At 63.0% G+C, this 20,451-nt stretch carries 17 protein-coding genes; 8 read left to right on the top strand and 9 right to left on the bottom strand.

Annotated elements, in window-relative coordinates; translation table 11 throughout:
- Positions 1-108 precede the first annotated feature (108 nt).
- From IFU31_RS19355 to IFU31_RS19340, 4 genes are all read right to left on the bottom strand, one after another.
- The gene (locus IFU31_RS19355; RefSeq protein ID WP_122479530.1) at positions 109-1,707 is read right to left on the bottom strand and encodes an ABC transporter substrate-binding protein; all 1,599 of its coding nucleotides are present in this window, start codon (positions 1,705-1,707) and stop codon (positions 109-111) included.
- Between the two features lie 212 nt (positions 1,708-1,919).
- Complete coding sequence (locus tag IFU31_RS19350; protein WP_185794064.1) at positions 1,920-3,521, bottom strand: ABC transporter substrate-binding protein; 1,602 nt, start codon at positions 3,519-3,521, stop codon at positions 1,920-1,922.
- Positions 3,522-3,777: 256 nt separating this feature from the next.
- A complete protein-coding gene (locus tag IFU31_RS19345; RefSeq protein WP_192057686.1) occupies positions 3,778-5,379 on the bottom strand; it encodes an ABC transporter substrate-binding protein in 1,602 nt (533 codons plus the stop codon).
- 62 nt (positions 5,380-5,441) lie between these two features.
- Complete coding sequence (locus IFU31_RS19340) at positions 5,442-6,149, bottom strand: SIMPL domain-containing protein (protein ID WP_192104246.1); 708 nt, start codon at positions 6,147-6,149, stop codon at positions 5,442-5,444.
- Positions 6,150-6,318: 169 nt separating this feature from the next.
- Here IFU31_RS19340 and IFU31_RS19335 point away from each other — a divergent pair, with 169 nt between their 5' ends.
- The 6 genes from IFU31_RS19335 to IFU31_RS19310 all read left to right on the top strand — a co-directional run bounded on the left by IFU31_RS19335 (position 6,319) and on the right by IFU31_RS19310 (position 13,271).
- Entirely contained in the window at positions 6,319-7,578 is a 1,260-nt protein-coding gene (locus IFU31_RS19335) for an ATP-binding protein (RefSeq protein WP_122479526.1), read from the top strand.
- On the top strand, positions 7,575-8,135 hold the full coding sequence (locus tag IFU31_RS19330; RefSeq protein ID WP_122479525.1) for a response regulator transcription factor: 561 nt from the start codon (positions 7,575-7,577) through the stop codon (positions 8,133-8,135). Before IFU31_RS19335 ends, IFU31_RS19330 begins: the two co-directional genes overlap by 4 nt.
- Positions 8,136-8,289: 154 nt before the next feature.
- Positions 8,290-9,039, top strand: a complete 750-nt coding sequence (locus tag IFU31_RS19325; RefSeq protein ID WP_122479524.1) for a FadR/GntR family transcriptional regulator — start codon at positions 8,290-8,292, stop codon at positions 9,037-9,039.
- A 769-nt stretch (positions 9,040-9,808) separates the two neighbouring features.
- Entirely contained in the window at positions 9,809-10,720 is a 912-nt protein-coding gene (gene kdgD / locus IFU31_RS19320) for a 5-dehydro-4-deoxyglucarate dehydratase (protein WP_122479523.1), read from the top strand.
- 208 nt (positions 10,721-10,928) lie between these two features.
- Entirely contained in the window at positions 10,929-11,870 is a 942-nt protein-coding gene (locus tag IFU31_RS19315; RefSeq protein WP_185794060.1) for an AEC family transporter, read from the top strand.
- A gap of 45 nt (positions 11,871-11,915) precedes the next feature.
- Positions 11,916-13,271: an amino acid permease gene (locus IFU31_RS19310; protein WP_122479521.1), complete on the top strand. Its 1,356-nt coding sequence runs from the start codon at positions 11,916-11,918 to the stop codon at positions 13,269-13,271.
- A gap of 13 nt (positions 13,272-13,284) precedes the next feature.
- Here IFU31_RS19310 and IFU31_RS19305 read toward each other — a convergent pair whose 3' ends face one another.
- The 5 genes from IFU31_RS19305 to gatC form a co-directional block, all read right to left on the bottom strand.
- Positions 13,285-14,310, bottom strand: a complete 1,026-nt coding sequence (locus tag IFU31_RS19305) for a calcium/sodium antiporter (RefSeq protein ID WP_122479736.1) — start codon at positions 14,308-14,310, stop codon at positions 13,285-13,287.
- A 57-nt stretch (positions 14,311-14,367) separates the two neighbouring features.
- Entirely contained in the window at positions 14,368-14,733 is a 366-nt protein-coding gene (locus IFU31_RS19300; protein WP_342214264.1) for a septal ring lytic transglycosylase RlpA family protein, read from the bottom strand.
- Positions 14,734-14,882: 149 nt separating this feature from the next.
- Positions 14,883-16,328, bottom strand: a complete 1,446-nt coding sequence (gene gatB, locus IFU31_RS19295) for an Asp-tRNA(Asn)/Glu-tRNA(Gln) amidotransferase subunit GatB (protein WP_122479519.1) — start codon at positions 16,326-16,328, stop codon at positions 14,883-14,885.
- An 11-nt stretch (positions 16,329-16,339) separates the two neighbouring features.
- A complete protein-coding gene (gene gatA / locus IFU31_RS19290; RefSeq protein ID WP_192104244.1) occupies positions 16,340-17,791 on the bottom strand; it encodes an Asp-tRNA(Asn)/Glu-tRNA(Gln) amidotransferase subunit GatA in 1,452 nt (483 codons plus the stop codon).
- 16 nt (positions 17,792-17,807) lie between these two features.
- The gene (gene gatC, locus IFU31_RS19285) at positions 17,808-18,095 is read right to left on the bottom strand and encodes an Asp-tRNA(Asn)/Glu-tRNA(Gln) amidotransferase subunit GatC (RefSeq protein ID WP_122479517.1); all 288 of its coding nucleotides are present in this window, start codon (positions 18,093-18,095) and stop codon (positions 17,808-17,810) included.
- Between the two features lie 205 nt (positions 18,096-18,300).
- Here gatC and mreB point away from each other — a divergent pair, with 205 nt between their 5' ends.
- Together mreB and mreC are read left to right on the top strand one after the other, a co-directional pair.
- On the top strand, positions 18,301-19,338 hold the full coding sequence (mreB, locus tag IFU31_RS19280) for a rod shape-determining protein MreB (RefSeq protein WP_008371426.1): 1,038 nt from the start codon (positions 18,301-18,303) through the stop codon (positions 19,336-19,338).
- Positions 19,339-19,522: 184 nt separating this feature from the next.
- A partial coding sequence (mreC, locus tag IFU31_RS19275; RefSeq protein ID WP_342345297.1) for a rod shape-determining protein MreC occupies positions 19,523-20,451 on the top strand: 929 nt, incomplete at its 3' end.

Raw genomic sequence — 20,451 nt, 5'->3', positions numbered from 1 at the left:
GCCCAATCCATGGCGGGTGGTGACAGTTGCAAACGTTTGCTTGCTCTTTTTTGCCAAAAGCTCCCCAAACCCATGGCACGACCATGGGTTTGGGAGGGCTGGGCTTATCTAGTCGCGGACGCTTACGCCGCCGAAATCGTTACGCCCGAACGGGCTGACCTTGAAGCCGTCGACCTTGGCGCTGACCGGCTGGTTGACGGTGGAGTGGGCGATCGGGGTGATCGGCACCTGCTGCTTGAGCAACTGCTGCGCCTGGCGATAGAGCACGCTGCGCTCGTCGCGATCGGTCACGCGCTTGGCCTGCTGCACCAGCTTGTCGTAGTCCTGGTTGCACCACATCGAGTAGTTGTTGCTGCCAATCGCATCGCAGCTGTACAGCGTGCCCAACCAGTTGTCCGGGTCACCGTTGTCGCCAGTCCAGCCAATCAGCGAAACGTCGTGTTCGCCGCGTTTGGTGCGGTCCAGGTACTCGCCCCATTCGTAGCTGACGATCTTGACCTTGAGGCCGATCTTGCCCCAGTCGGCCTGCAGCATTTCAGCCATCAGCTTGGCGTTGGGGTTGTACGGACGCTGCACGGGCATGGCCCAGAGGGTGATCTCGGTGCCTTCCTTGACCCCGGCGGCCTGCAGCATCTGCTTGGCTTTCTCCGGGTCGAAAGGTGCGTCCTTGATGCTCTCGTCGTAGGACCACTGGGTCGGCGGCATGGCATTGACTGCTTTTTGCCCGGCACCCTGGTAGACGGCCTTGAGGATGGCGTCCTTGTTCACCGCCATGTCCATCGCCTGGCGCACTTCCAGCTGGTCGAACGGCTTGTGGCGCACGTTGTAGGTGATGTAGCCCAGGTTGTAGCCGGCCTGCTCCATGACCTTGAGCTTGGGGTCTGCCTTGAGGCCCGCGAGGTCGGCGGGGCGTGGGTAGGCCGTCACCTGGCATTCGTTCTTCTTGAGCTTCTGCATGCGCACCGAAGCATCGGTGTTGATGGCGAAAATCAGCTGGTCGACCTTTACCTGGCTCATGTCCCAGTACTGCGGGTTGGCCTTGTAGCGGATCTGCGAGTCCTTCTGGTAACGCTGGAAGGCGAACGGGCCGGTGCCGATCGGCTTCTGGTTGATGTCGCGCATGTTGCCGCTCTTGAGCAGCTGGTCGGCGTACTCGGCGGACAGGATGGAGGCAAAGTTCATGGCGATGTTCTGCACGAACGCGGCATCCACGGCGTTGAGGGTGAACACCACGGTGTGGTCGTCAGCTTTTTCGACCTTAGCGATGTTCTTGTCCAGGCTCATGCTGACGAAGTAGGGAAACTCGGTGGGGTAGGCCTTGCGGAACGGCTGGTTGGGGTCGAGCATGCGGTTGAAGGTGAACAGCACGTCGTCGGCGTTGAAGTCACGGGTTGGCTTGAACGCCTCGTTGCTGTGGAACTTGACCCCTTCGCGCAGGTGGAAGGTGTAGGTCAGGCCGTCTTCCGAGATGTCCCATTTGGTGGCCAGTGCGGGAATGACACTGGTCCCGCCTTTTTCGAATTCGGTCAGGCGGTTGTAGATCGGTTGCGAAGCATCGTTGTCGGTGCCGCTGGTGTACTGGGCGATGTCGAAACCTGCGGGGCTGCCTTCGGAGCAGTACACCAGGCTGTTCGCGGCCTGGCTGAGGCCGACCTGGCCGAGCAGGCCCAGAGCGAGCATGGCGGAGCAAAGCTTTGTATGTCGCATGATAGTCCCTGTCTTGTTGTTTTCCGATCGTGGGTCGCCAGTCCCCTGGCAGGAATAGGACGGCCGTCGCCAAGGAAAGCTAGTTCCATTTGACTAAGGTGTATGTCGGCGTATTCCGGTAGTGCTGTGGGAAAGATCCTGGCGTTTGTGCAGGCAAAGTGAGCGACGGACCTGCCGGTCCATCGCTCGCCTGCATGGGGGAGACGCCTTTGTCAGTCCTTCAGGCCTACGCCATAGAACGAGTTCAAGCCAAAGGGGCTGATCTTGAAGTCGGTGACCTTGGCGCTCATGGGCTGGTAGACCGTGGAGTGCGCGATCGGGGTGATCGGCACCTGTTCCTTGAGGCGCACCTGGGCCTGCTTGTACAGTTCGGTGCGCTTGGCCTGGTCAGGCGTGGCCTTGGCGGTCTTGATCAACTGGTCGTAGTCCTTGTCGCACCACTTCGAGAAGTTGTTGCCGTTCACCGCGTCGCAGCCGTACAGGGTGCCGAGCCAGTTGTCCGGGTCACCGTTGTCACCGCTCCAGCCGATCAGCATGGCATCGGTCTCGCCGGCCTTGGCTCGCTTGAGGTACTCACCCCATTCGTAACTGACGATCTTGGCCTTGATACCCACCTTGGCCCAGTCCGATTGCAGCATCTCGGCCATCAACTTGGCATTGGGGTTGTAGGGACGCTGCACCGGCATCGCCCACAGGGTGATCTCGGTACCTTCCTTGACGCCGGCCTCCTTGAGCAGCTTCTTGGCCTCTTCCACGTTGTAGCCGGCGTCCTTGATGCTTTCGTCGTAGGACCACTGGGTCGGCGGCATGGCGTTCACTGCCAGCTGGCCAGCGCCCTGGTACACGGCTTCGATGATGCTTTTCTTGTTCACGGCCATGTCCAGCGCCTGGCGGACCTTGAGGTTGCCGAGCGGTTCATGGGTGACGTTGTAGGCGATGTAGCCCAGGTTGAAGCCGGCCTGGTCAGGCATCTGCAGCTTGTTGTCTTCCTTGAGCGGCTTGAGGTCGGCCGGGCGTGGGTACACGCTGACCTGGCATTCGTTCTTCTTGAGTTTCTGCATGCGCACCGATGCATCGGTGGTGATGGCGAAGATCAGGTTGTCGATCTTCACGTCATCCGGGTTCCAGTAGTCCTTGTTGCCCTTGTAGCGAATCTGCGCGTCTTTCTGGTAGCGGTTGAACACGAACGGGCCGGTGCCGATCGGCTTCTGGTTGATGTCGGCGGCCTTGCCCTGCTTGAGCAGTTGGGCGGCGTATTCGGCGGACTGGATCGAAGCGAAGCTCATCGCCATGTTCTGGATGAAGGCGGCGTCGACGGTCTTCAGGGTGAAGCGAACGGTGTGGTCGTCGAGCTTCTCGATGTTGGTGATGTTCTCGTCCATGCCCATGTCGGTGAAGTACGGGAACTCGGTCGGATAGGCTTTGCGGAACGGCATGTTCTTGTCGATCATGCGGTTGAACGTGAACAGCACGTCGTCGGCGTTGAATTCGCGGGACGGCTTGAAGTAGTCGGTGGTGTGGAACTTGACCCCTTCGCGCAGGTGGAAGGTGTAGGTCAGTGCGTCTTCGGAGATGTCCCAGCTCGTGGCCAGGCCAGGAATGACCGCAGTGCCGCCACGCTCGAACTGGCTCAGACGGTTGAAGACGGTTTCTGCAGAAGCGTCGAAATCCGTGCCACTGGTATACAGCGCCGGGTCAAAACCCGCCGGACTGCCTTCGGAGCAGAATACAAGGTTGCTCGCAGCATGGGCGAAAGGGGCGCTGGCAAGCAGGCCGGCCCCGACGATGAACGGAATGACCGCGGTTTTGAGCATGGTGGCCTCAGTTGTTGTCATTTTAAGAATGAGGGCGACCTTGTGGGCCGACCCGGCCGATACTTATGCAGGCGGCATACCCAAATCAACTGTTTGCATCGAATCGGGGTTGAAACGGTGGGACGGGCGTACACGAATGTCGCATCGATATAATTTTTTCGATAGTTGAACGCACGATCAATAACGTTTTGCAGCAGAACGCACGCTTATCGACCCCACTGCACCACGCTGGCGCACTGCAATGGGGCGTTAGGTATCACTGCGAGAGGCTGACACCGTAGAAAGGGGTCAGGCCGAAGGGGCTGATGCGGAAGTCCTGAACTTCCTTGCGCATGGGCTGGAACACCGTGGAGTTGGCGATGGGCGTGATCGGCACCTGTTGCTTGAGGATACGCTGCGCCTGCTGGTACAGCTTCACACGCTCGTCGCGATCGCTGCTCAGCTTGGCCTGCTGGATCAGCTTGTCGTAGGCCGGGTCGCACCATTTGGCGTAGTTGCTGCCCTTGACCGCCGCACAGCTGTAGAGCACGCCGAGCCAGTTGTCGGGGTCGCCGTTGTCGCCGGTCCAGCCGTAGATCATGGTGTCGTGCTCGCCGTTCTTGGCGCGCTTGATGTACTCGCCCCATTCGTAGCTGACGATGTTGGCCTTGATGCCGACCTTGGCCCAATCGCTCTGGATCATCTGCGCCGACATGCGCGCGTTGGGGTTGGAAGCGCGCTGCACCGTCATGGCCCACAGGTCGATGGTCGTGCCTTCCTTGATCCCGGCTTCCTTGAGCAGCGCGCGGGCCTTGGTGATGTCGTGGGGCGCGTCCTTGATGCCCGTGTCGTAAGACCATTGCGCGGGGGGCAGGGCGTTCTGTGCCAGTTGGCCGGCGCTCTGGTACACCGCCTTGATGATGGCGGGCTTGTCGATCGCCATGTCCAGTGCCTGACGCACCTTGAGTTGATCGAGCGGCGGATGGGTCACGTTGTAGGCAAGGAAGCCCAGGTTGAAGCCGGGCTGGCTGAGCACACGCAGGTTGGGATCCTGTTTCATCACCTCGATGTCGGCGGGACGCGGATAGCCGCTGACCTGGCATTCGCCGGCCTTGAGTTTCTGCAGGCGCACGGCAGCATCGGTGTTGATCGCGAAGATCAGGTTGTCGAGCTTGACGTCTTCAGGCTTCCAGTACGCCTTGTTGGCAACGTAGCGGATCTGCGAATCCTTCTGATAGCGCTTGAAGACGAACGGGCCGGTGCCGATCGGTTTCTGATTGATGTCGGCAGCCTTGCCCTGCTTGAGCAGCTGCGCGGCATATTCGGCGGATTGCACCGAGGCGAAGCTCATGGCCAGGTTCTGCACGAACGCGGCATCGACCGTGGCGAGGGTGAAGACGACGGTGTGCTCGTCCTGTTTGCTGACCGACTTGATGTTGGTGTTCAGGCCCATGTCGGTGAAGTAGGGCGATTCCGAAGGGTAGGCCTTGCGAAAGGGGTGCTCGGGATCGAGCAGGCGCTGGAAGGTGAACAGCACGTCGTCGGCGTTGAAATCGCGGCTGGGCGTGAAGTAGTCGGTGCTGTGGAACTTGACCCCTTCGCGCAAGTGAAAGGTGTAGCTCAAACCGTCGGCCGATACGTCCCAGGAGGTGGCCAGGCCAGGCTCGACTTCGGTGCCGCCGCGCTTGAACTGGGTCAGGCGATTGAAGACGGTTTCCGCTGAAGCGTCGAAATCGGTGCCGCTGGTGTATTGGCTGGGGTCGAAGCCGGCGGGGCTGGCTTCGGAGCAGTACACCAGGGTGCTCGCGGCCTGGGCCATGGGCATCCCGGCACACAGGGCAGCGGTCAGGAGCAGTGGCTTGAAGGCGGGGATGTGCATGGGGGCCTCGGCAGATGAATGGCAATAGGGGATAGGGCCGCCCGATCAAGGGCGGCAGCGCATCAAGGCATCACGACTTCGATGACGCCATCAGCGTTGATGCTGACCTCGCTGGTGCCGGCTTCCACGTCCGGGGTCACCGGGGCAGCGTCGGAACGGGCGGCTTTCATCATCATCGGGGCGGACGCGTAGGGCCGCGGGTAGCCCGCGCTGTTGAGGTTGAGATTGACCACCTTGTAGCTCTTGCCACCCAAGGCGTCGGTGGCCAGTTGAGCACGGGCCTTGAACGCAGCGACGGCTTCCTTGAGCAGGGCGTCTTCGCTCTGCTTGCGGGTCTTGTCGGCGATCGAGAAGTCCATGGCGCCCATTTTCAGGCTCTGCAGCAGTTCGCCGGTGAGTTTGGACAGCGCGGGGAAATCGGCGCTTTCCAGGCGCACTTCCGCGCGCTCGCGCCAGCCGGTGATGGCCTGGCCTTTGTCGTCATAGATCGGGTAGCTGTTGCGGCTGCCCTGGCGCACGATCACGCCCTTGACTTCGCGCGCCTGGGCGAGGGCCTTGTTCAAGGTGTCGGTGATGCCGGCGGCGAGCTTGGCCGGGTCGGCGTTCTGCTCTTCGCTGTAGAGGGTCACGAGCATCAGGTCGCGGGGCACTTCCTGGCTGACCTCGGCGCGCAGGGAAATCTGGTTGTAGCGGGCTTCGTCGGCCAGCGCGGGAAGGCTGGCCAGCAGGCTCGCGCCAAGGACCAAAGCGCTGCGGGTGATGACGGGCATGGAAAACTCCTTGTTGTAGGTGCTGGGTAAGACTGGCCAGGCCGGATGCGGTTCCTGAACGATGCCTGGTTCATGCGTTTCGCGCGGTCATTTGCCGCAGTTTCCGCTGTCGGCGTGTCGAGTTGGTTATACTTGCACCGATCCGCCTGCAGCGCTCACTGGAGAGCAAATGCTCGCCCATCCTATGCCTCTTTCCGCTTCACGCCAGAACCTCTGGCGCCTGACCTTCATCCGCACCCTGGTACTGGCCGCTCAGGCCGGCTCGGTCGGTTTCGCCTACCTCACGCATCTACTGCCTTTGCCTTGGCTGGCGCTGAGCACCACCCTGGCGGTGTCCGCCATACTCTGCGCGCTGACCGTCCTGCGCCTGCGCTTCTCGTTGCCGGTCACCGAGCTCGAGTACGCCCTGCAACTGGCCTGCGACCTGCTGATCCACAGCGTCCTGCTCTACTATTCGGGCGGCGGCGCCAACCCGTTCGTGTCCTACTACCTGGTGCCCCTGACCATTGCCGCCGTGACCCTGCCGTGGGTCTACTCCCTGGTGCTCTCAGGCATCGCGCTGGCTTGCTACACCTTCATGCTGGCGCACTTCTACCCCCTCGACACGCTGCCGATCGGCCGTGAAAACCTGCAGATCTACGGCATGTGGCTGAGCTTCGCCCTGGCCGCTTCGGTGATTACCTTCTTCGCCGCCAAGATGGCCGAAGAGCTGCGGCGCCAGGAACAGCTGCGTGCCCAGCGCCGCGAAGAGGGCCTGCGTGACCAGCAACTGCTGGCGGTGGCCACCGAGGCTGCGGGCGCAGCCCATGAGCTGGGTACGCCGTTGGCCACCATGAGCGTGCTGCTCAAGGAAATGCGCCAGGACCATCCCCAGCCTGAACTGCAGGAAGACCTGCAGGTGCTGCAGGATCAGGTCAAGTTGTGCAAGGAAACCCTCCAGCAACTGGTGCGGGCTGCCGAAGCCAACCGACGCATGGCCGTGGTCGATCAGCCGGTCACCGCCTGGCTCGACGAAGCCCTCAATCGCTGGCACCTGATGCGCCCCGAGTCCAGCTACCGTTTCCACCGCCTGGGCCAAGGCGAGGTGCCGCACCTGTCGCCGCCTCCGGACCTCACCCAGGCGCTGCTCAACCTGCTCAACAACGCCGCCGATGCCTGCCCCGACAACCTCGAGGTCAAGCTGGACTGGGACAGTGAAGACATCTTCATCGTGATCCGCGACCACGGCGCGGGTGTTCCCCTGGCCATTGCCGAGCAGATTGGCAAACCGTTCTTCACTACCAAGGGCAAGGGCTTCGGCCTTGGCCTGTTCTTGAGCAAGGCCAGCGTGACTCGCGCCGGCGGCTCGGTAAAACTCTATAGTCATGAAGAGGGCGGCACGCTCACCGAGCTGCGCCTGCCCCGTGGCGTCCCAGGAGATGATCGATGACTGACGAAAACCAAGTCGAAGGCGAAGAGCTGCCGCACCTGTTGCTGGTGGACGACGACGCCACGTTTACCCGTGTGATGGCCCGTGCCATGACCCGCCGAGGCTTTCGCGTAAGCACCGCAGGCAGCGCCGAGGAAGGCTTGAAGCTGGCCCAGGACGATGTACCCGACTACGCCGCGCTGGACCTGAAGATGGAAGGCGATTCGGGCCTGGTGCTGCTGCCCAAGCTGCTGGAGCTGGATCCGGAAATGCGCGTGGTGATTCTCACCGGCTATTCGAGCATCGCCACTGCGGTGGAGGCGATCAAGCGTGGCGCCTGCAACTACCTGTGCAAGCCCGCCGACGCCGATGACGTACTGGCGGCGCTGTCGGCCGAACACGCTGACCTCGACACGCTGGTGCCGGAAAACCCGATGTCGGTCGACCGCCTGCAATGGGAGCACATCCAGCGAGTGCTCACCGAGCACGCCGGCAACATTTCCGCCACGGCGCGAGCGCTGGGTATGCACCGGCGTACCCTGCAACGCAAATTGCAGAAACGCCCCGTGCGTCGGTAAATTCGCGTGGAGCGCTCTGGCTGGCGCCCTGCGCGCCCGGGTAGGCGGCATTCGCCCGCCCGCCGGGCCCTGCGGCGGCTCATGCCATGATCGTACAACCCGCTTTAGGCTATGATTGCTCCAATCACCGACCGTTTCGAGAATGACTTTCACTATGGATACTCAGAGCGCCGCCCCACGCGCCCGTCGCAAACCGCGCAGCCTGGCCCAGGAACTGGTGGCCGTGCTGACCCAGCGCATCCTCGATGGTGACCTCAAGCGTGGCGACAAGCTGCCTACCGAGTCGGCCATCATGGAAGAGCAGGGCGTCAGCCGGACCGTGGTGCGTGAAGCCATTTCCCGGCTGCAGGCGGCAGGTCAGGTCGAAACCCGCCACGGCATCGGCACCTTCGTGCTGGATACGCCCAGCCCGAGTGGTTTTCGCATCGATCCGGCGACCATCGTGACCTTGCGCGATGTGCTCGCCGTGCTCGAGCTGCGTATCAGCCTGGAAGTGGAGTCCGCCGGGCTGGCCGCCAGCCGTCGCTCGCCCGAGCAACTGGCGGCGATGCGCGCGGCCCTCGATGCGCTGAACGAAAGCGCGGCCCATGCCAGCGATGCAGTGGCGTCCGATTTCCAGTTCCATCTGCAGATTGCCTTGTCCACCGGCAACCGCTATTTCACCGACATCATGACGCACCTGGGCACCAGCATCATTCCCCGCACCCGCCTGAATTCGGCACGTCTGGCACATGACGACCAGCAGCACTACATGACCCGACTCAGTCGCGAGCACGAGGAAATCTACGACGCCATCGCCCGCCAGGATTCCGATGCCGCACGCGCAGCCATGCGCCTGCACCTGACCAACAGCCGCGAGCGTTTGCGCCAGGCGCACCAGGAAGCCGAAGCGGGCAGGGGCTGAACGCCGCGTCGGCGGTCGGCGCGGTGATCTGGCAGACCGCAGCGAGGCCGGACGCGGCTTGCGCCGCTGCTACAGAAACACCGCAACCCTTGTAGCAGCGGCGAAAGCCGCGTCGGCGGTTGCCGCGGTGTATCTGGCAGAACGCGGTGCCACCGGACGCGGCTCGCGCCGCTGCTACAGAAACACCGCAACCCTTGTAGCAGCGGCGCAAGCCGCGTCGGCGGCTGGCGCGGTGTATCTGGCAGAGCGCGGTGCCACCGGACGCGGCTTGCGCCGCTGCTACAGAATCACCGCAACCCTTGTAGCAGCGGCGCAAGCCGCGTCGGCGGTTGCCGCGGTGTACCTGGCAGAACGCGGTGCGGCCGGACGCGGCTTGCGCCGCTGCTACAGAACACCGCAATCCTTGTAGCAGCGGCGCAAGCCGCGTCGGCGGCTGGCGCGGTGTATCTGGCAGAGCGCGGTGCCACCGGACGCGGCTCGCGCCGCTGCTACAGAAACACCGCAACCCTTGTAGCAGCGGCGCAAGCCGCGTCGGCGGTTGCCGCGGTGTATCTGGCAGAACGCGGTGCCACCGGACGCGGCTCGCGCCGCTGCTACAGGGATCCCTTGTGTCGTCTCGGCGTTCGGTGAAGCCCATCAGGGACAATCTGAAAATACTTCGTTCAACCTATTGAGGAACTGCATAAGTAGTTGTACGATGACGTACGACATCAGCCAGCCATGGCTGCTTGGTTGTTCAATTTTCCATGCGACTCAGGGTGTTCAAACAATGAATCCACAAGAACTAAAGTCCATCCTCAATCACGGCCTGCTGTCTTTTCCAGTAACCGACTTCACTGCCCAGGGCGACTTCCATCGCGAAGGCTACATCAAGCGCCTGGAATGGCTTGCCCCCTACGGCGCCAGCGCCCTGTTCGCCGCCGGCGGCACCGGTGAGTTCTTCTCCCTGGCTGCCAGCGAATACTCGCAAGTGATCAAGACTGCCGTCGACACCTGCGCCACCAGCGTGCCTATCCTCGCCGGCGTTGGTGGTTCCACTCGCCAGGCCATCGAGTATGCACAGGAAGCCGAGCGCCTGGGCGCGAAGGGTCTGCTGCTGCTGCCGCACTACCTGACCGAAGCGAGCCAGGACGGCGTAGCCGCCCACGTCGAGGCCGTGTGCAAATCGGTCAACATCGGCGTCATCGTCTACAACCGCAATGTCTGCCGTTTGAACGCGCCATTGCTGGAACGCCTGGCCGAAAGCTGCCCGAACCTGATCGGCTACAAGGACGGCCTGGGCGACATCGAACTGATGGTGTCGATCCGCCGTCGCCTGGGCGATCGCTTCAGCTACCTGGGTGGCCTGCCGACCGCCGAAGTCTATGCAGCGGCCTACAAGGCTCTGGGTGTGCCGGTGTATTCGTCCGCCGTGTTCAACTTCATCCCGAAGACCGCCATGGACTTCTACCGCGCAATCGCCGCTGAAGATCATGTCACCGTGGGCAAGTTGATCGACGACTTCTTCCTGCCTTACCTGGACATTCGCAATCGTAAATCCGGCTACGCAGTCAGCATCGTCAAGGCAGGCGCGAAGATTGCCGGCTACGACGCAGGCCCGGTGCGCACCCCGCTGACCGACCTGACCGGCGAAGAGTACGAAATGCTCGCTGCCCTGATGGACAAGATGGGTCCGCAGTAAGCCTCGAAACTGCAGTGCGGCTTTCGCGGCCGCTGACCGCTCCTATGGGAATCCTGCAGACACTGAGGATCTCTGTGGGAGCGGGGCGGGGGGCCAGCCCTCTGCCCGCGAAGCGGCCCTGCCTGCCATACCTTTCCAGAATTTCCCCGCCTGACCCCCACATCCTCGCTATCATTGTCGCCTGACCCCAGGCAACAGGTTCCCCGGCATGCTCGCCCTATTTCTGCAGACCCTGAACGTGACCGCTCCGGTGTTCGCCATGCTGTTTCTCGGCTACGGGCTGAAGCGGATCGAGTGGATCAACGACAACTTCATCAAGACCGCCTCGGCCCTGGTGTTCAACGTCTGCATGCCGTCGCTGCTGTTTCTGGGCATCTACCATGCCGACCTGCGCTCTGCACTCAAGCCGGGCCTGCTGGTGTATTTCGTGGTGGCCACGGTGGGCAGCTTCGCCATCGCCTGGTGGATCGCCACCAAGCGATGCCCGCAAGTCGACCGTGGGGTGTTCACCCAGGGCGCCTTTCGCGGCAACAACGGTGTCATCGGCCTGGCCCTGGCGGGCAGCATGTATGGCGACTACGGCATCTCCCTGGGCTCGATCCTCGCCGGTTTGGTGATCGTGCTCTACAACTCGCTGTCGGTAGTGGTGCTGGCGATCTACAGCCCGAACATCAAGTCCGATCCGCTCAGCATCTGCAAAAGCATCCTGGTCAACCCGTTGATCATCAGCGTGGTATTGGCCGTGCCCTTCGCCTGGTTGCAGGTGCCCATTCCCAACTGGATCCTGACCTCCGCTGACTACGTCGCGCAAATGAGCCTGCCGCTGGCGCTGATCTGCATCGGCGGGACCCTGTCGCTGGCCGCATTGCGCAGCAGTGGTTCGGTGGCGCTGAGTGCCAGCGCGGTGAAAATGATCCTGCTGCCGATCGTCGGTACCTTCGGTGCCTGGCTGTTGGGCTTTCGCGGGGCGGAACTGGGCATTCTGTTCCTGTATATTGGCGCTCCTTCGGCCTCGGTCGGTTATGTCATGGTGCGGGCCAGCGGCGGCAACTATTCGCTCGCCGCCGCCATCATCGTCATCACCACCCTGGCGGCAGCCATCACCACCAATATCGGAATATTCCTGTTGCAGTGGGGCGGCTGGATCTAGACGCTGCTTGCACACCCGCAAGCATTCACCCGCTAAGGAACCGCAATGGATGATCAATCCACCCCCGAAGGTCTGCATCGGGGTCTGAAAAACAGGCATATCCAGCTCATTGCCCTGGGCGGGGCGATCGGCACCGGCCTGTTCCTGGGCATCGCCCAGACCATCGGCATGGCCGGCCCGTCGGTCATCCTGGGTTACGCGATCGGCGGCCTGATTGCCTTCTTCATCATGCGCCAGCTGGGCGAAATGGTCGTTGAAGAGCCGGTCACCGGTACCTTCAGCCATTTCGCCAACCGCTACTGGAGCGGCCTGGCTGGCTTCATGTCCGGTTGGAACTATTGGGTGCTGTATGTGCTGGTAGGCATGGCCGAGTTGACCGCCGTGGGCATCTACATCAAGTACTGGTGGCCGGACGTGCCGACCTGGGCCTCGGCCGCGGTGTTCTTCGTGCTGATCAACGCGATCAACATGTTCCAGGTGAAGATCTATGGCGAGATGGAGTTCTGGTTTTCGCTGATCAAGGTGGCCGCCATCGTCAGCATGATCGGCTTCGGCGCCTGGATGCTGGCCACCGGCAGCGGTGGGCCGGACGCCAGCATCGCCAACCTGTGGCAATACGGCGGCTTCTTCCCCAACGGCATCGGTGGATTGACCCTGGCCATGGCGGTCATCATGTTTTCCTTCGGTGGCCTGGAGCTGGTCGGCATCACCGCCGCCGAAGCCGATGATCCCAAGCGCAGCATCCCCAAGGCCACCAACCAGGTGATCTACCGGATCCTGCTGTTCTACGTGGGCGCCCTGACCATCTTGTTGTCGCTGTATCCGTGGCAGAAAGTGGTCGAAGGTGGCAGCCCGTTCGTGATGATCTTCCATGCGCTGGACAGCAACGTAGTGGCAACCGTGCTCAACGTGGTAGTGCTGACCGCGGCGCTGTCGGTGTACAACAGCTGCGTCTATTGCAACAGCCGCATGCTGTTCGGCCTGGCGGTGCAGGGCGATGCGCCCAAGACCCTGCTCAAGGTCAACCGCCGTGGCGTGCCCATGAAAGCGCTGGGTATTTCCGCCATGGCGACCGGGTTGAGCGTGGTCATCAACTACCTGATGCCGGGCGAGGCCTTCGGCTTGTTGATGGCGTTGGCCGTGTCCGCACTGGTCATCAACTGGGGCATCATCAGCATCACTCACCTGAAGTTTCGCAAGGCCATGCGCGCCAACGGTCAGGCGACGTTCTTCCCCAGCTGGGGCTACCCGATCACCAACTGGGTATGCCTGCTGTTCCTGGCGGGCATTCTGGTGATCATGTACATGACGCCGGGAATCCGCATTTCGGTGCTGTTGATTCCCTTGTGGCTTGGGGTGCTGGCCGTGGCCTGGATGGTCAAGAAGCGTCGGGCAGGGTAGGAGGCCGCCTGGCTCAGTGCTGTCGGCGCCAGGCGCGCAGGGTGCCCCACAGCACCACCGCCGCCAGCAACGGCAGCACGTAGAACAGCATCAGCTCTTCCAGCCTGGCCGCCAATGGCATGCCCGTGGTGAACGCCACCACGTGCAGGCCATACGCGACGTACAACCCCAGCAGCACCAGCCCTTCGATCCGCGTGACCCGGTATCCGGAATAGAACAGCGGCAGGCACAGCAGGGTGACGCCGAGCATCACCGGCAGGTCGAAGTCCAGCGCGTTGGGTGACACGCTCAGGGGCGCAGGTGCCAGCACTGCGGTCAGGCCGAGCACACCGAGCAGGTTGAACAGGTTGCTGCCGATGACGTTGCCCACTGCGATCTCGCGGTGACCGCGAAAGGCGGCGACCAACGACGTCGCCAGTTCCGGCAGTGAGGTGCCGACGGCCACGATGGTCAACCCGATCACCCGGTCCGACAAGCCGAAATCGGTGGCCAGCTCCAGCGCCGCTTCCAGCAGCCAGTGGCTGCCCGCGCCCAGCAGCAGCAAGCCGCCGAGCATCATGCCCAGGCACTTGAGCCAGGGCGCTGTGCCCTGGGCTGTCGCCACCCGGCCCGGATGCCGAGACTGGCGCCACAGCACGCCCAGATAGCCGACCAGGGCCAGAAGCAGGACGCCGCCTTCCAGGCGCCCCAACTGTTCGTTCAGGGCCAGCCCGAACACCAGCGCACTGGCTGCGATCAACAGAGGAATATCGAGCCGCAGCAGTTGCCGCGAAACCCGTAGCGGAATGATCAGCGCGGACAGCCCCAGGGTCACCAGCAAACTGAAGATATTGCTGCCCACCAGGCTGCCGACGGCGATGTCCGGCGTACCGACGAACGTCGCCTGCAGGCTGACGGCCAGCTGCGGCACACTGCTGCCCAGCGCAACCACGCCCAGGCCCACTACCAGCGGCCTGATCTTGAGCGCGGCCGCCAGGCGCACGGCGCCGCGCACCAGGCACTCGGCGCCGGCAATCAGCAGCAGCAGCCCTGCGAACAGTTGCAGCAAGGTCGGGCCGGGCAGGGTGGCAAGATCGGGGATAAGGGTCGCTCCAGGTCAGTCTTGCAAGGTCTGCACGCGCACTCGGGCCGTGCCGCTGCGCAGCATGCCCAATTCTTCGGCAGCGCCTTTTGACACATCGATCAGGCGCCCGCGCGAATGTGGGCCGCGATCGTTGATCCGCACCACTACATTGCGCTTGTTGGACAGATTGGTCACCACTACCCGGGTACCGAATGGAAGCTGGCGGTGGGCAGCGGTGAGACCGTGTTGATCGAAGCGTTCGCCACTGGCGGTGCGAGCACCATGATGGCGTGCGCCGTAGTAGGAAGCGACCCCCTCGCGGTTGTAGCCGCGCGGGTCGATGAGGTCGTTCTGGCCGGCGCAGCCCGCCAGCACGGCAATTGCACCGACACAGCACACACGCAGCGCCTGTAGCAGCGGCGCAAACCGCGTTGGCGGTATTCGCGGTCCGTTTGCTTCACCGCGTTGAAGCCGGACGCGGCTCGCGCCGCTGCTACAACTGCGCCGGACGCGGCTCGCGCCGCTGCTACAGAAAAGGCGTCGGCGCATCAACCGGCCAGCTTGCTCTTGAGCAGCTCGTTGACCTGCTGCGGATTGGCCTTGCCCTTCGAGGCTTTCATTGCCTGGCCGACGAAGAAGCCGAACATCTTGCCGCGCTTGGCTTCGTCTGCCGCGCGGTACTGTTCGACCTGCTCGGCATTGGCAGCCAGCACTTCGTCGAGCACCTTCTCGATTGCCCCGCTGTCGGTGACCTGTTTCAGGCCACGCGCCTCGATGATCTGGTCGGCATCGCCTTCACCGTTGGCCATGGCTTCGAAAACCATCTTGGCGATCTTGCCGGAGATGGTGTTGTCCTTGATGCGCTGCAGCATGCCACCCAGTTGTGCGGCACTGACCGGCGACTCCTCGATTTCCACACCCTGCTTGTTCAACAGGCTGCCCAGCTCGACCATGACCCAGTTGGCGGCAAGCTTGGCATCGGCGCAGCTGGCCACCACCTGCTCGAAGAAGTCCGCCTGCTCACGGCTCGAAGCGAGGACGCTGGCATCGTAGGCAGACAGGCCGAACTCGTTCTTGAAGCGCTCGCGCTTGGCGGGCGGCAACTCGGGCAGGGTGGCCCGGGTGGTTTCCAGGAACGAATCCTCGATCACCACCGGCAGCAGATCGGGGTCGGGGAAGTAACGGTAGTCGTTGGCTTCCTCCTTGCTGCGCATGGCGCGTGTCTCGTCCTTGTTCGGATCGTACAGGCGGGTCTGCTGGATGACCTTGCCGCCGTCTTCGATCAGTTCGATCTGGCGCGCGATCTCGCTGTTGATGGCGCGCTCGATGAAGCGGAACGAGTTGACGTTCTTGATCTCGCAGCGGGTGCCGAACTCGACCTGGCCCTTGGGCCGGATCGACACGTTGCAGTCACAGCGCAACGAGCCTTCGGCCATGTTGCCGTCACAGATGCCCAGGTAACGGACCAGCGAATGCATGGCCTTGACGTACGCCACGGCTTCCTTGGCACTGCGCATGTCGGGCTCGGAAACGATTTCCAGCAGCGGTGTGCCGGCACGGTTGAGGTCGATGCCGGTGCTGCCGCTGAAGTCCTCGTGCAGGCTCTTGCCGGCGTCTTCTTCCAGGTGCGCGCGTGTCACGCCGATACGCTTGACCGTGCCGTCTTCCAGGGTGATGTCCAGATGGCCCTTGCCGACGATCGGCAGCTCCATCTGGCTGATCTGGTAGCCCTTGGGCAGGTCGGGATAGAAGTAGTTCTTGCGCGCGAACACGTTGTGCTGGCCGATTTCGGCGTCGATTGCCAGGCCGAACATCACGGCCATGCGCACGGCTTCCTGGTTCAGCACCGGGAGTACGCCGGGCATGCCCAGGTCGACCAGGCTGGCCTGGGTGTTCGGCTCGGAGCCGAAGGTGGTGGAGCTGCCGGAGAAAATCTTCGACTGGGTGGCGAGCTGGGTATGAATCTCCAGCCCGATCACGACTTCCCATTGCATGATGTTTCTCCTTAGAAGCCTTCAGGCGCGCGAGTGTGCCAGTCGGTGACTTGCTGGTACTGGTGCGCCGCATTGAGCAGGCGGCCTTCCTGGAAATAGGGGGCCAGCAGCTGCACGCCGACTGGCAGGCCATCGACGAAACCGGCCGGCATCGACAGGCCCGGCAGGCCGGCCAGGTTGGCGGTGATCGTGTAGATGTCTTCGAGGTAGGCAGCAACCGGGTCGGCATTCTTGGCGCCCAGCTTCCAGGCCGGGTTTGGCGTGGTCGGGCTGAGGATCATGTCGACGTCTTCGAAGGCGGCCATGAAATCGTTCTTGATCAAGCGGCGGATCTTCTGCGCCTGCAGGTAATAGGCGTCGTAGTAGCCCGCCGAAAGTGCATAGGCCCCGACCATGATGCGGCGCTGCACTTCCGGGCCGAAGCCTTCGGCGCGCGAACGCTTGTACAGGTCGGTGAGATCCTTGGGGTGTTCGCAGCGATAGCCGAAGCGTACGCCGTCGAAGCGCGACAGGTTCGAAGAGGCCTCGGCCGGCGCGATCACATAGTAGGCGGCAATTGCCTGCTGCATGTTCGGCAGGCTGATGTCCTTGATGGTTGCGCCCAGCTTCTGCAGTTGCTCGATGCTGGCGTGAATCAGGTCGGCGATGCGCGGATCGAGGCCGGCACCGAAGTATTCCTTCGGTACGCCGATGCGCAGGCCTTGCAGCGAGCCGCCCAGGGTGGCGCTGTAGTCGGGCACGGGCTCATCGATGCTGGTGGAGTCCTGCGGGTCGAAGCCCGCCATGCCTTGCAGCAACAGGGCACAGTCCTCTGCGTTGCGCGCCAGCACCCCTGCCTGGTCGAGGCTGGAAGCGTAGGCGATCATGCCCCAGCGAGACACGCGGCCGTAGGTCGGCTTGATACCGGTGAGGTTGGTGAAGGCCGCCGGCTGACGGATCGAACCGCCGGTGTCGGTGCCCGTTGCCACCGGCAACAAGCGCGCCGCCACGGCTGCCGCCGAGCCACCCGAGGAGCCGCCGGGCACGTGGGCCAGGTTCCAGGGGTTTTTCACCGGGCCGTAGTGGCTGTTCTCGTTGGCCGAACCCATGGCGAATTCGTCCATGTTCAGCTTGCCCAGGGTCACCGCGCCCGCTGCATTGAGCCTGGCCACCACGGTGGCGTCATAGGGCGCCTGGAAGTTATCGAGCATCTTCGACCCGCAACTGGTGCGGATGCCCTGGGTGCAGAACAGGTCCTTGTGGGCCAGCGGCGCGCCCAGCAGGGCGCCGCCCTCGCCATTGGCGCGGCGCGCATCGGCCGCTTGCGCCTGGGCGATGGCATGCTCGGGGGTGACGGTGATGAAGCTGTTGAGCTGCGGGTCCAGCTCGGCGATACGCGCCAGCAGGGTACGGGTCAGCTCTTCGGCGGAAAATTTCTTGTCGGCGAGTCCGCGGGCGATCTCGGCCAGTGTCAGTTGATGCATGGCAGGCTCTTTCCCTTTACTCGATGACTTTCGGAACCAGATACAGGCCGTTCTCGACCGCCGGTGCGATGGCCTGGTAAGCCTCGCGCTGGTTGCGTTCGGTCACCTGGTCGGCGCGCAGCCGCTGGCTGGCTTCCAGTGGGTGGGCCAGGGGTTCGATGCCGCTGGTGTCGACCGCTTGCATCTGGTCGACGAGGCCCAGAATGCTGTTCAGTGCTTCGATGGTGCGTGGCATATCGGCTTCATTCAGGCCCAGGCGGGCCAGGTGAGCGATTTTTTCCACGTCGCAGCGTTCAAGCGCCATGGGGATCTCCAGTGGAAAATGAAATACGGCAAAGCCGTGGTTTTGGGGAACACTATCGCACTTCTGTGGTCATATGGCCGCGATCGAGTGCAGGCGTGCCCGGAAAAACAGCCAATTTAACATATTGGCGCCTTGCCCAAAATCCCCGCCGTTGTTAGAGTTTGCCGCACTTTTTTACCCACGCGTTGCCTAGGGTCCTTTTCCCATGTTCAAGAAACTGCGTGGCATGTTTTCCAGCGATCTTTCCATTGACCTGGGCACTGCCAACACCCTTATTTACGTGCGTGAGCGCGGTATTGTCCTGAATGAGCCATCAGTTGTGGCCATTCGGACCCACGGTAATCAGAAAAGTGTCGTTGCGGTCGGTACCGAAGCCAAGCGCATGCTCGGCCGTACTCCCGGCAACATCGCCGCCATTCGCCCGATGAAGGACGGCGTGATCGCCGACTTCAGCGTCTGCGAAAAGATGCTGCAATATTTCATCAACAAGGTGCACGAGAACAGCTTCCTGCAGCCCAGCCCGCGCGTGCTGATCTGCGTGCCTTGCAAATCCACCCAGGTGGAACGCCGTGCCATCCGTGAATCGGCGCTGGGCGCCGGTGCCCGCGAAGTGTTCCTGATCGAAGAGCCCATGGCGGCCGCCATCGGCGCCGGCCTGCCGGTCGAGGAAGCCCGCGGTTCGATGGTCGTCGACATCGGCGGTGGTACCACCGAAATCGCCCTGATCTCGCTCAATGGCGTGGTCTATGCCGAATCCGTGCGTGTGGGCGGCGACCGCTTCGACGAAGCCATCGTCACCTACGTGCGTCGCAACTACGGCAGCCTGATCGGCGAATCCACCGCCGAACGCATCAAGCAGGAAATCGGCACCGCTTACCCAGGCGGCGAAGTGCGTGAAGTCGACGTGCGTGGCCGCAACCTGGCCGAAGGCGTTCCACGCGCCTTCACCTTGAATTCCAACGAAGTGCTCGAAGCCCTGCAGGAGTCGCTCGCGACCATCGTGCAGGCCGTCAAGAGCGCGCTGGAACAGTCGCCTCCCGAGCTTGCGTCGGACATCGCCGAGCGCGGCCTGGTGCTGACTGGCGGTGGCGCGCTGCTGCGCGACCTCGACAAGCTGCTGGCCCAGGAAACCGGCCTGCCGGTGATCGTCGCCGAAGACCCGCTGACGTGCGTGGCTCGGGGTGGCGGTCGCGCCCTGGAAATGATGGACAAGCACACCATGGATCTGCTCTCCAGCGAATAACTTCGCGGGAAAGATTCCTGGGGTCGTTTACAGGTAGCGTCTTCGATGCTACCTGTATGCGTCCTGTACTTTCGATCCGGGCCGGTTTGCCGTCACATGAATGACCACATGAACATTTGCCTGGGAGGAGCGGCCTATTAAACCGCTTTTCACCAAGGGCCCCTCACTGGGCGTGCGCCTGTTGGTGCTGGTCGTGCTGTCGGTCGCGCTGATGGTCGTCGACGCGCGCTTCACCCTGCTCAAACCCGTGCGCAGCGAAATGTCGCTGGTGCTGATGCGTGCCTATTGGGTCACCGACCTGCCGCAGCGCCTGTACGAAGGCGTTGCCAGCCAGTTCGGCAGCCGCACCGAGCTGCTGGCCGAAAACGAGAAACTCAAGACCGAAGGCCTGTTGCTGCAGGGGCGCCTGCAGAAGCTGGCGGCGCTGACCGAGCAGAACGTGCGCCTGCGCGAGTTGCTCAATTCTTCGGCGCTGGTGAACGAAAAGGTCGAGGTTGCCGAGCTGATCGGCATGGACCCGAACCCGTTCACCCATCGCATCCTGATCAACAAGGGCGAGCGCGATGGCGTGGTACTCGGCCAGCCGGTGCTCGACGCGCGTGGCCTTATGGGGCAGGTGGTCGAATTGATGCCCTACACCTCGCGTGTGCTGCTGCTCACCGACACCACCCACAGCATTCCAGTGCAGGTCAACCGCAACGGGCTGCGCGCCATCGCCAGCGGCACGGGCAATCCCGAGCGGCTCGAGCTGCGCCACGTGGCCGACACTGCCGACATCAAGGAAGGCGACCTGCTGGTCAGCTCTGGCCTGGGCCAGCGATTCCCGGCGGGTTACCCGGTGGCCACGGTCAAGGAAGTCATCCACGACTCCGGTCAACCCTTCGCCATCGTCCGCGCCGTGCCGACCGCCGCCCTGAACCGCAGCCGCTATCTGCTGCTGGTGTTCAGCGACAGTCGCTCGCCGGAGCAGCGGGCTACCGAAGCGGCGCAGGCGCAAGAGGCGGCCGACCGCCAGGGTGCCGCGCCACAGGACGGTACCCCGGCGACGCCGGTCCCTGCAGCAACCTCCGCGCCAGCCACTGCTGCGCCCGCTGCGGCACCGGCAGCGCCTAG

The sequence above is a fragment of the Pseudomonas sp. CFBP 13602 genome (assembly GCF_014842725.1).
Classification (GTDB): Bacteria; Pseudomonadota; Gammaproteobacteria; order Pseudomonadales; family Pseudomonadaceae; genus Aquipseudomonas; species Aquipseudomonas baltica.
This window is presented reverse-complemented; position numbering and strand designations above follow the sequence as displayed.